This window comes from Pseudomonas sp. CYM-20-01 (assembly GCF_023169845.1).
In the GTDB taxonomy this organism is placed as follows: Bacteria; Pseudomonadota; Gammaproteobacteria; order Pseudomonadales; family Pseudomonadaceae; genus Aquipseudomonas; species Aquipseudomonas azotoformans.
Map to the genome: position 1 here is coordinate 162,824 of NZ_AP025169.1, position 13,674 is coordinate 176,497.

General features: G+C 63.2%; 12 protein-coding genes. 3 read left to right on the plus strand and 9 right to left on the minus strand.

What is annotated here, in order from left to right:
• The first annotated feature begins 1 nt into the window (after nucleotide 1).
• Together M2497_RS00725 and M2497_RS00730 are read left to right on the plus strand one after the other, a co-directional pair.
• Nucleotides 2-1,339 (plus strand): dihydroorotase, encoded by a 1,338-nt coding sequence (locus M2497_RS00725; protein WP_248485442.1) that lies wholly within the window; start codon nucleotides 2-4, stop codon nucleotides 1,337-1,339.
• An 11-nt stretch (nucleotides 1,340-1,350) separates the two neighbouring features.
• Entirely contained in the window at nucleotides 1,351-2,169 is an 819-nt protein-coding gene (locus M2497_RS00730) for a His/Gly/Thr/Pro-type tRNA ligase C-terminal domain-containing protein (protein ID WP_248485443.1), read from the plus strand.
• Here M2497_RS00730 and M2497_RS00735 read toward each other — a convergent pair.
• The gene (locus tag M2497_RS00735) at nucleotides 2,153-2,674 is read right to left on the minus strand and encodes a DUF3617 domain-containing protein (protein ID WP_071494695.1); all 522 of its coding nucleotides are present in this window, start codon (nucleotides 2,672-2,674) and stop codon (nucleotides 2,153-2,155) included. The genes M2497_RS00730 and M2497_RS00735 overlap by 17 nt on opposite strands.
• 130 nt (nucleotides 2,675-2,804) lie before the next feature.
• Between M2497_RS00735 and cls the strand changes: the two genes are divergently transcribed.
• Complete coding sequence (gene cls / locus M2497_RS00740) at nucleotides 2,805-4,244, plus strand: cardiolipin synthase (protein WP_248485444.1); 1,440 nt, start codon at nucleotides 2,805-2,807, stop codon at nucleotides 4,242-4,244.
• Nucleotides 4,245-4,381: 137 nt separating this feature from the next.
• Here the strand turns inward: cls and cfaB are convergent, their stop codons facing one another.
• The 8 genes from cfaB to M2497_RS00780 all read right to left on the minus strand — a co-directional run bounded on the left by cfaB (nucleotide 4,382) and on the right by M2497_RS00780 (nucleotide 13,529).
• Nucleotides 4,382-5,566, minus strand: a complete 1,185-nt coding sequence (gene cfaB / locus M2497_RS00745; RefSeq protein ID WP_071494697.1) for a C17 cyclopropane fatty acid synthase CfaB — start codon at nucleotides 5,564-5,566, stop codon at nucleotides 4,382-4,384.
• 87 nt (nucleotides 5,567-5,653) lie between these two features.
• Entirely contained in the window at nucleotides 5,654-6,442 is a 789-nt protein-coding gene (locus tag M2497_RS00750) for a DNA-binding domain-containing protein (RefSeq protein ID WP_248485445.1), read from the minus strand.
• Nucleotides 6,433-7,278: a DUF692 domain-containing protein gene (locus tag M2497_RS00755; RefSeq protein WP_248485446.1), complete on the minus strand. Its 846-nt coding sequence runs from the start codon at nucleotides 7,276-7,278 to the stop codon at nucleotides 6,433-6,435. Before M2497_RS00755 ends, M2497_RS00750 begins: the two co-directional genes overlap by 10 nt.
• A 65-nt stretch (nucleotides 7,279-7,343) precedes the next feature.
• On the minus strand, nucleotides 7,344-7,595 hold the full coding sequence (locus M2497_RS00760; RefSeq protein WP_058424339.1) for a hypothetical protein: 252 nt from the start codon (nucleotides 7,593-7,595) through the stop codon (nucleotides 7,344-7,346).
• Nucleotides 7,596-7,711: 116 nt separating this feature from the next.
• Nucleotides 7,712-9,598 (minus strand): cation-translocating P-type ATPase, encoded by a 1,887-nt coding sequence (locus M2497_RS00765; protein WP_248485447.1) that lies wholly within the window; start codon nucleotides 9,596-9,598, stop codon nucleotides 7,712-7,714.
• A complete protein-coding gene (locus M2497_RS00770; protein WP_248485448.1) occupies nucleotides 9,595-10,629 on the minus strand; it encodes a protease modulator HflK in 1,035 nt (344 codons plus the stop codon). The genes M2497_RS00765 and M2497_RS00770 overlap by 4 nt, the downstream gene beginning before the upstream one ends.
• Nucleotides 10,626-11,612, minus strand: coding sequence for a protease modulator HflC (locus M2497_RS00775; RefSeq protein ID WP_248485450.1), 987 nt, complete (start codon nucleotides 11,610-11,612; stop codon nucleotides 10,626-10,628). Before M2497_RS00775 ends, M2497_RS00770 begins: the two co-directional genes overlap by 4 nt.
• A gap of 12 nt (nucleotides 11,613-11,624) precedes the next feature.
• Nucleotides 11,625-13,529: a protease modulator HflK gene (locus M2497_RS00780; RefSeq protein ID WP_248485451.1), complete on the minus strand. Its 1,905-nt coding sequence runs from the start codon at nucleotides 13,527-13,529 to the stop codon at nucleotides 11,625-11,627.
• Nucleotides 13,530-13,674: the final 145 nt, after the last annotated feature.

Genomic DNA, 13,674 nt, shown 5'->3' on the forward strand with positions numbered 1-13,674 from the left:
CATGAGCCGCGTGCTGATTCGCAATGCCCGCCTGGTGAATGAAGGCCAGGAATTCGACGCCGACGTACTGGTCGCCAATGGCCGCATCGAGAAGATCGCCGGCAGCCTTGACGGCTATAACGAGCCAGTGGAAATCGACGCCCAAGGCCAGTGGCTGCTGCCGGGCATGATCGATGACCAGGTGCACTTTCGCGAACCCGGCGCGCCGGACAAAGGCAGCTTCTACAGCGAATCCCGCGCCGCGGTGGCCGGTGGCATCACCAGCTTCATGGACATGCCCAACACCAGCCCTGCCACTTTGGACCTGGAAACCCTGGCCGATAAAAAACGCCGCGCCGCCCTGCATTCGGTGGCCAACTATGGCTTTCACTTCGGCGTGAGCAACGACAACCTCGACACCGTCGCCGCCCTCGACCCGCGTGAAGTCGCCGGGGTCAAAGTGTTCATGGGTGCGTCCACCGGCAATATGCTGGTGGATGACCCGCGGATCCTGGAGCGACTGTTCGCCGAAGTGCCGACCATCCTGCTGGCCCATTGCGAACACACGCCGAGCATCCAGGCCAACGAACAACGTTTGCGCGAGCGCTTCGGCGACAAGATCCCCGCCGTCGCGCACCCACTGATCCGCGATGCCGAGGCGTGCTATCGCTCCTCGTCCTTTGCCGTGGAATTGGCCAAGCGCCATGGCACGCGCCTGCACGTGCTGCACCTGACCAGCGCCCGCGAACTGGCGCTGTTCGAAGACAAACCCCTGGCCGAAAAACGCATCACCGCCGAAGTCTGCCTGCACCACCTGCTGTTCGATGACCGCGACTATCACCGCCTCGGCCACCAGATCAAATGCAACCCGGCGATCAAGAGCCGCGCCGACCGCGACGCCTTGCGCCTGGCCTTGTTGAGCAACCGCCTGGATGTGATCGGCAGCGACCACGCCCCGCATGGCTGGGCGCAAAAACAGCTGGATTACCGTGAAGCGCCGGCGGGCTTGCCGCTGGTTCAGCATGCCCTGCCCGCGCTACTGGAGTTGGTAGCCGATGGGCACCTGCCGCTGGCGACCCTGGTCGCGAAAACCAGTCACCGCGTCGCCGATCTGTTTGCCATCCCCGATCGCGGTTATCTGCGCGAAGGCTATTGGGCCGACCTGGTGCTGATCAAACTCGAGCCCGGAGGCAAACCGGTCAGCAGCCAACCAATCCTGGCCCGCTGCGGCTGGACGCCTTTCGCCGAGCGCAGCTTTCGCCATAGCGTCAGCACCACCTTGGTGTCCGGGCACCTGGCCTTTCATAACGGTCAGGTAATAGACAGCTGCCAAGGATTACCTTTGCATTTCCAGCGCTAGAGAAGACGGCGATGATCCGCATCACCCTGCCAGACGGCACCCAACGCGAGTACGACGGCGCTTTGTCAGTTTATGAAGTGGCTGCCAGTATCGGGGCGGGGCTGGCCAAGGCAGCGGTTGCCGGCCGCGTCGAGGGTGAGCTGGTGGATTGCGAGCACGTGCTGGAACAGGACACCCGGCTCCAGATCATCACCACCCAGGATCGCGAGGGGTTGGAAATTCTGCGCCGCTCCTGCGCGAGCCTGTTGGCGATGGCCGTCAAACAACTGTTTCCCGCCGCTCAACGGGTAGCCGGGGCGGTAGTCGAAGACGGTTTTTACTTTGACTTGGCCTACGAACGCGTCTTCACACCGACCGACCTGGAACTGCTCGAGGCGCGTATGCGCCAGCTGGCAAACACCAATCATTCGGTACGGCGCTTGGGAGATTTTGACGCCCCAAGCCAAGGCCCCCTCGTGCCGAGCACGGGTGTGATCCAGGCCTTCAAACTGACCAGGGTTGTCAGCAGTGCGTCACAGCAGCGCATTACCGGCACCTGCTGGGCCAGCCAGCAGGTGGCGGTGCTCACGATGAGTCAACACCAGGTCGACTTCGGCCAGCAGGTATGCGATGCACTGAAAGGCGTGGGCGTGCGGGCGATCATGGACCGGCGCAGTGAGAAGATCGGCTACAAGATCCGCGAACACAGCCTCCATAAAACGCCGTATTTGGTGATAGTTGGCGAGAAGGAAAAAACCGGCGGTTACGTCAGCCTGCGTAGCCACCGGGGAGAAGACCTCGGCCAGATGAGCGTCGAGGCCTTGTGCGAAAGGCTTAAGCGCGAGGCTTGACCGTACCGCAATCGTTACCCAGCCACTGGGCGTGGCTGTCCAGGCTGCCCTTCTGCTGAATGCCGGTGGCATTGAAGGTGCCGTTGACGGTGGTCGTAAACTCTTTCTGGCTTTGGAACGTAGCTACACCCGTGCCCTGGGCTTTCGGGCAACTGAAGCGGAATTTCCACTGGTTGCCGGTCTTGTCGGTCACTTGCTGTTTGCAGCCCGATTGCGGGTCGGTCAGGGGGATAGAATCAGAGGCCACCTGTGCCGGCGTCAGGCACACCTGCACGCCTTTGCCAGCCATGGTGATGCCTTGTTTTTCCAGCATGGCGCGCTGCTCAGGGGTCATCTGTTGCTTGAGTTGACCGAGGATCAGCGACAGGTCCGGCAGGTCCTGGTTATCGACTTTCATATTGCTGGTGGTCAATTCCCACAAGCCCGGCGCCAGCATCTGCGCCTGTGCTGCCACGGGCAGCGACAAACCAATAACCATGGCTAAACCAAGCAGACGAGCATTCATCGGGTAACTCCTGGGCAATTGTTGGCGTTAGACGCCGCAAAGGCGTCAGTGTTGCACGCCAAATAAAATAGCGACATTCGTGACCGAACATGGTCTGTTAGGCACTGGATTGTCTGGAGTACCGTCGTCCATGGATTTTTTTGGCCCGCACCTGCTCGCCTACTTCATCGCCACGCTGCACTTTCTCGGGACTCTCGCCGCGATCCACGCGGTGCTGACCGTCAGGACCGCCCAAGGCTCGATCGCCTGGGCCTTGTCGCTGATGTTCATGCCCTACCTCACGTTGATCCCTTACCTGATCTTCGGCCGCAGCACGTTCGACGCCTACATCCAGGCCCGCCGCCAGGCCAACCAGGAAATGCACACCGCGATCACCGCGCTGAACTGGCGCCCCTGGGTCGAGGAAGCCCTGGCAGCACGCAACTCCAGCGCCTACACCTCTTTGCGCGCCATGCCCAAGCTGGGCCGCATGCCGTGCCTGGCCAACAATGAAGTGCGCTTGTTGATCAATGGCGAGGCCACGTTCAGCGCAATCTTCGAGGCGATCCGCAACGCCAGGACAGCCGTGCTGTTCCAGTTTTTCATCATTCATGACGACGAGCTTGGCCGCCAACTGCACGCCCTATTGAAGGAAAAAGCCGCTGAAGGCGTAGACATCCACGTGCTCTACGACCGCATCGGCAGCCACGCCCTGCCCCATCGTTATGTACAATCGCTGCGCGACGCCGGGGTAAAAGTCAAAGCGTTCGCCACCCGCAGCGGCTGGCTCAATCGCTTCCAGGTCAACTTCCGCAACCATCGCAAGATCGTGGTGGTGGACGGCATCACCGGGTTTATCGGCGGGCATAACGTCGGCGATGAATACCTGGGCAAGAAACCACCGCTGGCGCCGTGGCGCGATACCCACGTGCAGGTCACCGGCCCGGTGGTGGCGTGCCTGCAGGAGTCGTTTGCCGAAGACTGGTTCTGGGCGGCACGCGAGTTGCCGCCGCTGATCCTGCCGGACGCCTACCCGGAAGACGGCGTGCTCTGCCAATTGCTTGCCAGCGGTCCCGCCGACCCATATGAAACCTGCTCATTGTTTTTTGTCGAGGCCATCCACGCGGCGACCGAACGCGTATGGATCACCAGCCCGTACTTCATCCCCGACGAAGCCGTGTTCGCCGCCCTGCGCCTGGCGGTGCTGCGCGGGGTCGATGTGCGCCTGTTGCTGCCCTCACGGCCCGACCACCGCATCGTCTACGCGGCGTCCAGCCTTTACGCGATCGAAGCGGTGCGCGCCGGTGTGCGGGTGTTCCGCTACACGCCGGGGTTTCTGCATCAGAAGGTGGTGTTGGTGGACAGCGAAATCAGCGCCATCGGCAGTGCGAACATGGACAACCGTTCGTTCCGGTTGAATTTCGAAGTGATGTTGCTGACGGTCGACGAAGCCTTCGCTCGGGAAGTCGAGCAGATGCTGCTGGACGACTTCGCCCTGGCCCACGAGGTCAGCCAGCAAGAAAGCCGCGAGACCCGCCGCCTGCAACAACTGGGCATGCGGGTCGCGCGGCTTATTTCACCGATTCTCTAACACACTGCGGTGAACCCTGTGGGAGGGGGCTTGCCCCCGATAGCGGTGGTTCAATCAACTCAGGCATTGGCTGACACACCGTCATCGGGGGCAAGCCCCCTCCCACACTTGGACCTTCATTGTTCTCAGAAACGGGGTTAGCGGTAGATATCTTCCCGCGTCCACGGCAGTTCGTGGCTGCCATCGGCATGGGGTTTCACCGCCAGAATCTGGTGCAGGTTGATCCAGCCCCGGGCAAACGCATACGCACAACCGGCCAGGTACAGCCGCCAGATGCGCAACGCCTGCTCCGGCACCATCTTCGCCGCCGCTTCAAGATTGTCTTCCAGGCGCTCGCTCCAATGGTCCAGGGTGCGCGCGTAGTGCAGGCGCAGGCTTTCGACATCGACCACTTCCAACCCGACTTCGCTGATTTCGGCGGTCATCATCGCCAGGTGCGGCAGCTCGCCGTTAGGGAACACATAACGCTCGATGAACTCCCCGGCGCCACGGCCGACCGGGCGACCATCGGTGTGCTTGGCGGTAATGCCGTGGTTCATCACCAGGCCGCCTTCGCGCACGGCGCCAAACAGGGTTTTGCAGTACTGCGCCAGGTTGGCGTGGCCGACGTGTTCGAACATGCCCACGCTCACCACTTTGTCGAAACGGCCGTCTTGCGGCAGGTCGCGGTAGTCGAGCAATTGCAGGTCCACCTGATCTTGCAGCCCTTCGGCCTTGACCCGCTCACGAGCCAGCGCCAGTTGCTCCTTGCTCAAGGTGATGCCAAACACTTTGACCCCGAACTCCCGCGCAGCAAACCGCGCCAACCCACCCCAACCACAGCCTACGTCGAGCAAATACTCACCCGGCTGCAGCCGCAGCTTGCGGCACAGGTGGCGAAATTTGTCTTGTTGCGCCTGGTCGATGGATTCGCTGCCGGTTTCGAAATAACCGCAGGAGTACGCCATATCCTGGTCCAGCCACAGCTGGTAGAACTCGTTGGACAGGTCGTAATGATAGGAAATGGCCGCTGCGTCGGTGGCCTTGTCGTGGATCGAGCGCACCGGACGACTCCCCTCGTCGTCTTCGATCAGGGCATGACTCAATTCGTCACACACCCGGATGACCTCGGAGATAGAGCCTTCCAGCTCCAGTTTGCCCTCGACGAAGGCTTCGCCCAGTGAATCGAGCGTGGGATGGGTCAGCTTGGTCACGACCGTGGGGTCCTTCACCACGATGGTTACACTGGGCTCGGGGCCCAAGTTGAATTCATGGCCGTCCCAGAGTCGAAGACGCAGCGGTAGCTGAAGATTCTGTAAGGCCGGTGGAAGTTGCGCGAGCATGAGTAGTCCCCCCTTGTTTCAGACGTCTGCTGTGAGGGTAGACCATCCCAAGACAAAGTAGGAGGCTATCGATTTGATAGCCGTCTTCTATGGGGCTCGGCGCTCGAGCAAACCGTCCTGGACCCACTGTTTCAGCCACGTCACGGCCTGCAATGGGGCACCCTCTGCATAAGTGACTGCCAGCTCGGCGCACAGTTCTGAAAAACTCCAGCCGGTGGTCACCATGCCCGCCAGGGCGTAGATTTCTGCAGGTTCCAGGCTGCGGTACTGGCACACATTCTGGTGCCGCCATACCAGGCAGATGTGCGCCGGGTCCAGCGTATGGCTGTGGGGGAAGTCTGAGTCATCCTTGCTGGCGCGCCAGATCGCCACGGTATTGAAGTGGCAGAGGACCTGTTGCACGGAGGGCGCCAGCGTGACTTGCAGGCCCGGCCAGTCTTCAGGCGCCAGGCTTGCCATGTCGTGGAGGGTCAGCGGTTCGCCCTGCGGCGCATCAAACGCCAGGGTAAACGCCCACTCCAACCGCGCCAGCTCCGCCAGCGGCGCACTTTGCTCCGCCACCAGGTGCTCAAGGATAAACGTCGGGAAACGCTCACCCAACCAGCGCAGGCTGTAATGGGCCGAGGGATAACGGCGCACGTAGGCTTTGGTCAGCGCGGCGAATTCATCATCCCCCAACCAATAGTGAATGGCGCTGAAGTCATGCCGCAAGACGTCCTGCAACCGCGAGATATAGGCGTTGTGATAAATCGCCAGGCCCGTGTCCACATCCAGCGTCGGCCCGCCCAGCAGGGTCGCGGCGAAGCCACTGTTGGCCACGGGTGTTTCGGATAACAGGTGTTGTTCAAAGGCCAACTGCCAATCGGTCAGGCGCATAAAGGTCTCCTGGCCAACGCCATGGCCCCCAGCTCACGGGCCTTGCTCAGCTCGGTCAGCAACTCTTCGAAGGGTGGGAAATGGTCGTCCCGCTCCAACAGCGTCGACACAGGGCCCAGGTGCTCCAGCGTTTGTTGATAGAGCGCCCACACCGGGTCACACACAGGGTGGTCATGGGTATCGACCACGTAGTCGCCGTAGTCCATGTGCCCTGCCAGGTGCAGCTGGCGGATGCTCTGCGGCGGCAGGTTGCGGATAAACGTCCAGGCATCGAAACCATGGTTGCGCGAGCTGACGTACACATTGTTGACGTCCAGCAACAACTGGCACCCCGACAGGTGGGCCAGGGCGTTGAGGAATTCCCACTCGGTGAATTCATCGGCCTTGGAGCGCACGTAGCTGGAGACGTTTTCCAGCACCAGCGGACGTTCCAACACATCCTGCACTTGGCGCACGCGGGCGGCCACGTGGTAGAGGCTTTCTTCGGTGTAAGGCAGCGGCAGCAGGTCATGCAACTGGTGGGCGCTGCCGCGGCTCCAGCACAGGTGATCGGACACCCACGCCGGCTGGATACGCTCGGCGAGCTGTTTGATCTGCTTGAGGTAGTCGGTATCGAGGGCATGCGGCCCGCCGATTGAGAGGGACACGCCATGCATCACCAGGGGATAACGCTCGGCTATCGCATCCAGGTAGTACAAGGCTTTACCGCCCTGGACCAGGTAATTCTCGGAGATCACTTCGAACCAATCCACGGCCGGCGATTGTTCGAGGATCTGCTGGTAGTACTCACTGCGTAAACCCAGGCCGTAACCGAGGCTTGGAAGGGAGGCAGGCATAAGACACTCCTGGGAAGTGTCCGCAGCGGTGAGGGGCAGCCGCTGCGGGAGCACTGGGTTGCCGGTTATTCGCCGACGGTGCCGCCCTTGGCGTCGCACATCGACTTGGTCATCGACAGGAAGCCCTGGCCTTTGCAAGAACCCTGACCTTTGCACGCATGGTCCTTGGTCTTGCAGTCGTTCTGGCCTTTGCAGGCGTTGACGCCATAGCAGTGAACGGTGGCGTCTGCAGCCTGCACCTGGGTGGCAACACCGGCAAACATAGTGGCGGCAGCCATAGCGAGAGCGGCACCAGCAGCAGCGGATTTGATGTTCATTGTTGTGTTCCTCATGATCGTAGGGGTGTCGGTCTGAACGGATTGTTCAGTCTCGACATACCACTAGAGTGAGGCCCCTCATCCGCGTTACAGCTGTGTGCAAAAATTTCTGAAAATTATTCTTCAAGCTTCAAAAGGGGTTCCTGAAAGCGCAGCAAACGCCCGGCATTGCCCAGTACCAGCAAGGTACTGAGGTTATGCAACACCGCCGCAATCATGGCCCCGGCAGCGCCCAACCAGCCAAACGCGGCGAATATCACGATAGCCAAGGTCCAGCCCAGACCGATGATCACGTTGACCTGCAGCGTCTGCCGGCACTGGCGGCTCAAGCGCACGCACGTCCCCAGGCGCCGCAAGTCACTGCCGATCAACACCACATCCGCCGACGCCAGGGCGATATCCGCCCCGCCCGCGCCCATGGCCACCCCGACCACACCGGCCTTGAGCGCCAGCGAATCGTTGATGCCATCGCCCACCACCATCGGCCGGAAACCGCTGCCGATTTCACCCAGCACGCGGTTGAGCTTGTCTTCCGGCAGGGCCTGGGCTTCGACGTCGCTGATGCCCACGTCCAGCGCCAGGCTGTCCGCGACGCTCTGGCGGTCGCCGGTGAGCAACAGTTGGCGACCAAGGCCGAGGTCACGCAGCTCTTGCAGGGCCTGGCGGGCTTCCGGCTTGACGCTATCGGCCAGCAGCAGCCAGGCCAGGAACTGACCGTTCAACGCCAGCCCGGCGATGGGGCCATCGTGGTTCGGCACCGCGGTGGTCAAGATGCCCAACTGCTCGAATAACTCCGGGCGGCCCAAGGCCGCTTCGCCCTGATCGGTCTGCGCCACCACGCCGAGGCCCTGGCGTTCGCGGATGTCCGTCAACGCCAGCATTTGTTCCTGCGTCGCCAACCCCGCCAATGCCCGGCTGACCGGGTGGCTGCTGGCCGAGCCCAGGCTCGCCGCCAGGTTCAACAGTACCTGCCGGTCCGGCGCCGTGGTGTCGATGGATTGCAGGCGCAAGGTGCCAAAGGTCAGGGTACCGGTCTTGTCGACCACCAGCGAGGTCAGGTCCGCCAGCTCTTCGAGGAACGCCGAGCTGCGAATCAGAATCCCATGCCGCGCCGCCACGGCGATCCCGGCAATCGCCGTGGCCGGTGCCGACAGCACCAACGCACACGGGCACGCCGCCACCAGCACGGCGAGCATCGCCTGGGCGTCATTGGTCACAAACCAAGTCACCGCCGCCAACAGCAGCACCAGCACCATATAGCTGCCGGCATACCGCTCCAACAGCCGCGTAATCGGCGGCTTGGAACGCTCGGCGTTCTGCATCAGCGCGATGACTTTGCCCAGGGTGGACTCGTTCCCGGTGCGGGTCACTTGCAGGCGCAGCAACCCATCGAGGTTGATCGCCCCACCAAACACCTGCACACCCACGCTGGCTTCCAGCGGTACCGACTCACCGGTAATCGGCGCCGTGTCCAGGCTCGCCTGGCCCGACAGCACCACGCCATCCGCCGGCACCCGGTCGCCGGCACGCACCTCGACGATGTCGCCGGTATTCAGCGTGCCGTTGTCCACTTCCTGGATGCTGCCATCGGCCTGCACCAAACGCGCATGGCTGCGGGTCAGCTTGCCCAGGGCATGGATCGCCTCCTGGGAACCGATCACGCTGCGTTCTTCCAGCACATGGCCAAAAATCATGATGATCGGCAACAACGCGGCGGTCAGCAGGTCACCCGTAGCCCAGGCGCCCAGCATGGCAAGAGCGATCAACTGGTCGGTGATACCGTGCAGGCTCGGGAACCGCAGACTGTACCAGGCCGAACGCATCACCGGCACCGCCACCAACAGCGACGCGACACCCAGCAGCAACTGGCTCACGCCGCTCTGGTCCGGCGCCAGCCAGCGCCACACCAGGCCCAGCACCAGCAACCCCAGGGCCAGCATGGCCAGGGTCAATTGCCGGGCAGCACTGCGTTGCTCGGCGGAGGTCAGCATAGGCGCGCTCATTGTTCGGCTCCCTGGATGATCAAGCGGGAGTCGTCTTTGGGATCGACCGTGGTCACCGAACCGGCCTGGCCGAGAATCTTCGGCAGGCGCTCGCGGTACAGACGCAGCAGCAAGCCCGGGTCTTTCACCTGGGCCAGACTGGCGACCGTGGCGGTTTGCGCCTGGGCATTGGCCAGGCGTTCACTGGCCTGGGCATGGGCGACTTGCACCAGGCGGTCGGCCTGCTGGGTCGCGGTCTGGGTGAGTTTCTCGGCGTCGGTGCGCGCGTTGGCCACGGCTTTATCCGCCTGCTGGCTGGCGGTGAGCACCGCATTGAAGGCATTCACCGCCGGGCCTGGCAGGCTCGACTGCACGTCGACGCGGGTCACTTCGATACCCAGCCCCAAGCCTGTGGAAGCCAACTCCACGAGACGCTTGTTGATGCCTTGCACCAGGTCGCCGCGCAGCCGTTCGCGACGTTCAGCGGCGCCGTTGTCGGTGCCGATCAGCTCGGGGCGGGCCACCAGGATCGTGTCCAAGTCACGCGCGGCGGTCAGGGCCACGGCGCTGCGGGTCACCAACCGATCCAGGGCCGGCAGCACATGCTCGCCCTGCAACACAAAGGCGTAAGGCTCGGTGACTTTGTAGAACACCCGCACATCCAGCTGCACCACGCCGGCATCGCCAGTCAGCAGGTAACCGGAACCGGCCAGTGCATCACTCAACGGCGTGGCAAAACTGGCGACGCGGTCGGCCTGGGTCGCCGCATCGGAACGCAACAGGTTCTCCACCCGACGCTCGATCACCCGGTCGGCCGCCGGCAACAGCACCACCTGCTCGAACGGCCGCGGCCAGGCCAGCAACAGCCCGGCATTCTGGATGCGGTCGAGGGCGCCGAAGTGCAGCACCACAGCGCGGTTCTGCGGGTCGATCTGGCGCACATTGGAAAACGCCCAGGCCAGTGCCGCCAATACAGTCACCGCATAGAGCGCCAGGAAGGCCAGGCGCCCGGCCTGGATCCACGGGCTGTCCGGGCTGTCACGCTCGGTCATGGCTGGATGTCCTTCGGCCCATCCACCAACGCGCGGAACGGTGCAGCGTCGGTGCGCAGGATGATCTTGGTGCCCGGCGTGACCACGGTGCCCAAGGTATCCAGCGAGCGCAGCAGGTTATACAACTGCGGATTGCCGGCGTAGGCGCGGCCATAGATCTGCGCGGCTTCGACCCGGGACTGGGCCTCGATATCGGCGGCTTTCACCGTGGCGTCGGCCTGCACGATGCGCGCATCGCGCTCGGCGGCAGAGCGGATCTGCGCCGCCTCGCGTTTGCCCACGGCGGTACGTTCGGTGGCGATGGTTTCACGCTCGGCGCGCATGCGGTCGACGGTGGCCGTCAGGGTCACCGACGGCAGCGTCAGCCGTTCGATCCCGACCTGGACCACGCGCACGCCGTAGGTATTGAGCAATTGTTGATCAATCTGCTGGCGCAGTTGTGCTTCAAAATCAGCGATGCGCACCTGGCTGGCATCGGTGTTGATCAGGCTAGACAGGTCGAAGCTGGCCGCCGTGGTTTCCAGCGCCGAGCCGACAAAGGTGCGGATCTGCCGCGCCGCTTCATCCGGCTGGTTCTGCACCGCACGCATGAAGCGCTGCACATTGTCCGCATCACCCTGTACCTGCCACGCCACGTACGCCTGTACGATGATGCGCAGGCCATCGCGAGTGCCCACATCCTGCAAACCGCTGGAGGTGGTGCGCAGGCGCAAGTCCACCGGGATCGCCGCTTCGAACGGCGCCGGCCAACGCCAGCCCAGGCCGGGCTCCAGCAACACCCGCGCCGGGTTGCCGAACCGGGTAATCACCGTGGCCTCGCCGGACCGCACCTGCACCAGGCTGGCGGCCGCGACCGCAAACAGCACCAGCAACACCGCCCAGGCCATGCGCCGCCAGGGGAATGGGCCGGCGTGCTCATCAGCGTGATGATGGTGGTGGTGATGGCCATGATGATGACCGTGATCGTGAGAATGAGCGCTCAACGGACCGACTCCTTATTGAACGGCTTTACGCGGCTGCGAAGGATCGGCCGGCAAGGTAAAAGAACGCAGATCGATCGTTGGCGCGCCATCGGCGCCCAGGCGATGATCCAGGATAAGCAGCTTGGCGTGGGCCAGGCCCTGGCTGAGTTGACCCAAGTACTGTTCCAGCACGAACGCCTGGCCGGCGGTGGCGTAGGCCTTTTGTTCGGCGGCAAAACGCAGGTCGGCGGCCTGGGCGCCGGCGTTCACTTCGCGGGCGGTGGCCGTGGCCTGGTCGCGGGCGGTGCTGGCTTGCAGCAAGGCCTGGTTGGTTTGCTCGCTGGCCGCGCCGCGCTCGCGGGAGATCAGCGCCTGGGCTCCGATCTGCGCGGCTTGCACGCCGTGGTAGGCGTTGGCAGCGCCGGCCGGTGGGTGGATCGCCTCGACCACCGTGGCGAGGATTTCCACACCGCTGCCGAGCGTTTGCAGGTCAGCCTGCACGGCGCGGCCGATTTCGTCGGCCAGGTTCGTACGTTGCTCGCCGAGCAATTCGTCAAGGGTGCGCGAGGCAAAGTCATGCACCAGGATGCGGCTGGCGGTGCTGCGGATCAGGCTCGGCACATTGGCGCTGTTATAGGTGGCAGCGAGCGCGGCCTGGTCGGTGAGGCCGATGCGGTAGACGAAACGCACGTCCATGTTGACGATCTGGAAGCTCTGCTTGTCGCCGCTGCTGCTGGCGATCACCTGGGACTTGTCGTTCACATGACTGGCGTCCCACAAGCGGTTGGCGATCAGCGGCGCCGGGCCTTCGGCAGGCGCCAACTCCGGCGTAGCGGCGTCGCTGACGCTGGTGGCCAGCTCATGCACCACGCCGTTCTCGACGCTGATCACACGACCCAACGGCCAGGGCAAGCCAGCATGCAAACCGGGGCCGAACACCTCGACGGGCTTGCCGAAGCGCTCATAAATCCCACGGCCTTGCAGGGGCACTTCGTGCACGCCGGTGAGCACCCAACCTACCGCCAGCACCACCAGCAGCACCGGCAGGAACGCCCGGCGCATGTAGGTAAACGCCCAGATCTGGCGCAGGTCGATGCCGAAGCGGTTGTGCAATTCGTGCTGCAAGGCGAGCAAGGGTTGCGGCGGCCAGCGCAGCAGCCCGGCGATAAAGCTCTGGGCCATCAGGCGCGGTTCGAGGCGCGGCTGGCGTGGGCTGAACAGCGACAACACGGCCCTGAGCACAAACTCCAGCGAGACCAGCGCGGGCAGCAGGCCGATCAACACCGCCAGGCGCAATGGCCAAACGGACTCGGCACCAGCAAACAGCAGGCAAATCGCACTGAGCACCAGGCACACAATCGCCACCCGGCTCAACTGCGCGAGCTGCGCGGCTTCCGGCCATTGCGCGGCGGTTTCCTGGGCCAGGCGGCGTTCGAACACCAGCAAGCCAAACGCCAAAGCCAACGCCAGCGCGGCGCCGATGCTGGCCGACTGGCCGACCGGTGCAGCGGGCAACCCCAGGTTCCAGAACTCGACAACGCTGATCAACGCCAGCAATGACCAGCCACCAAGCCACAACACGGGCGCGCCGATCTGCTTGCCAAATCGCTGCATGAACCGTGCATAGCGGCCTGGGTCTTCAAGCGGCACTTCAACCGCAGGTTCTTCCAACGCCTGGGCGCGCCAATCCGCGACCCACCACGCCGATTGCAACCCGGCCACCAGCAACAGCAACGCCGACACGCAGTTGATTAATACCACCGGCCATATCGACAGTGGCGCGAACAGCGCGACAAACAGCGCCAGCACCCAACCGGCAACGGCCAGCACCGTCAGGCTGATACCGGCCTGACGCAATCGACGGGCATGGAACTGCCCTTGTTGAAAACGCGGAAGGCCTTCTACCGAAGCACCGTCAGTTTCCAGATCCACTTGCATCCACTCAACGCCCACGTGTACATAATTCGTTACGATATAACACGGAGCGTGAAATTTTTGTTCGATAAACATCGCGTTAAGCGGTACACCGTTCCCCTGTGGGAGGGGGCTTGCCCCCGATAGCGGTGTGTCAGTCAACACCGGT

Excerpts from the sequence above, each read along its gene's own strand:
- M2497_RS00770 (WP_248485448.1), bottom strand. The coding sequence starts at position 10,629 with ATGACCGAGCGTGACAGCCCGGACAGCCCGTGGATCCAGGCCGGGCGC.
- cfaB (WP_071494697.1), bottom strand. The coding sequence starts at position 5,566 with ATGCTCGCGCAACTTCCACCGGCCTTACAGAATCTTCAGCTACCGCTG.
- M2497_RS00765 (WP_248485447.1), bottom strand. The coding sequence starts at position 9,598 with ATGAGCGCGCCTATGCTGACCTCCGCCGAGCAACGCAGTGCTGCCCGG.
- M2497_RS00750 (WP_248485445.1), bottom strand. The coding sequence starts at position 6,442 with ATGCGCCTGACCGATTGGCAGTTGGCCTTTGAACAACACCTGTTATCC.
- M2497_RS00730 (WP_248485443.1), top strand. The coding sequence starts at position 1,351 with ATGATCCGCATCACCCTGCCAGACGGCACCCAACGCGAGTACGACGGC.
- M2497_RS00735 (WP_071494695.1), bottom strand. The coding sequence starts at position 2,674 with ATGAATGCTCGTCTGCTTGGTTTAGCCATGGTTATTGGTTTGTCGCTG.
- M2497_RS00780 (WP_248485451.1), bottom strand. The coding sequence starts at position 13,529 with ATGCAAGTGGATCTGGAAACTGACGGTGCTTCGGTAGAAGGCCTTCCG.
- cls (WP_248485444.1), top strand. The coding sequence starts at position 2,805 with ATGGATTTTTTTGGCCCGCACCTGCTCGCCTACTTCATCGCCACGCTG.
- M2497_RS00755 (WP_248485446.1), bottom strand. The coding sequence starts at position 7,278 with ATGCCTGCCTCCCTTCCAAGCCTCGGTTACGGCCTGGGTTTACGCAGT.
- M2497_RS00725 (WP_248485442.1), top strand. The coding sequence starts at position 2 with ATGAGCCGCGTGCTGATTCGCAATGCCCGCCTGGTGAATGAAGGCCAG.
- M2497_RS00760 (WP_058424339.1), bottom strand. The coding sequence starts at position 7,595 with ATGAACATCAAATCCGCTGCTGCTGGTGCCGCTCTCGCTATGGCTGCC.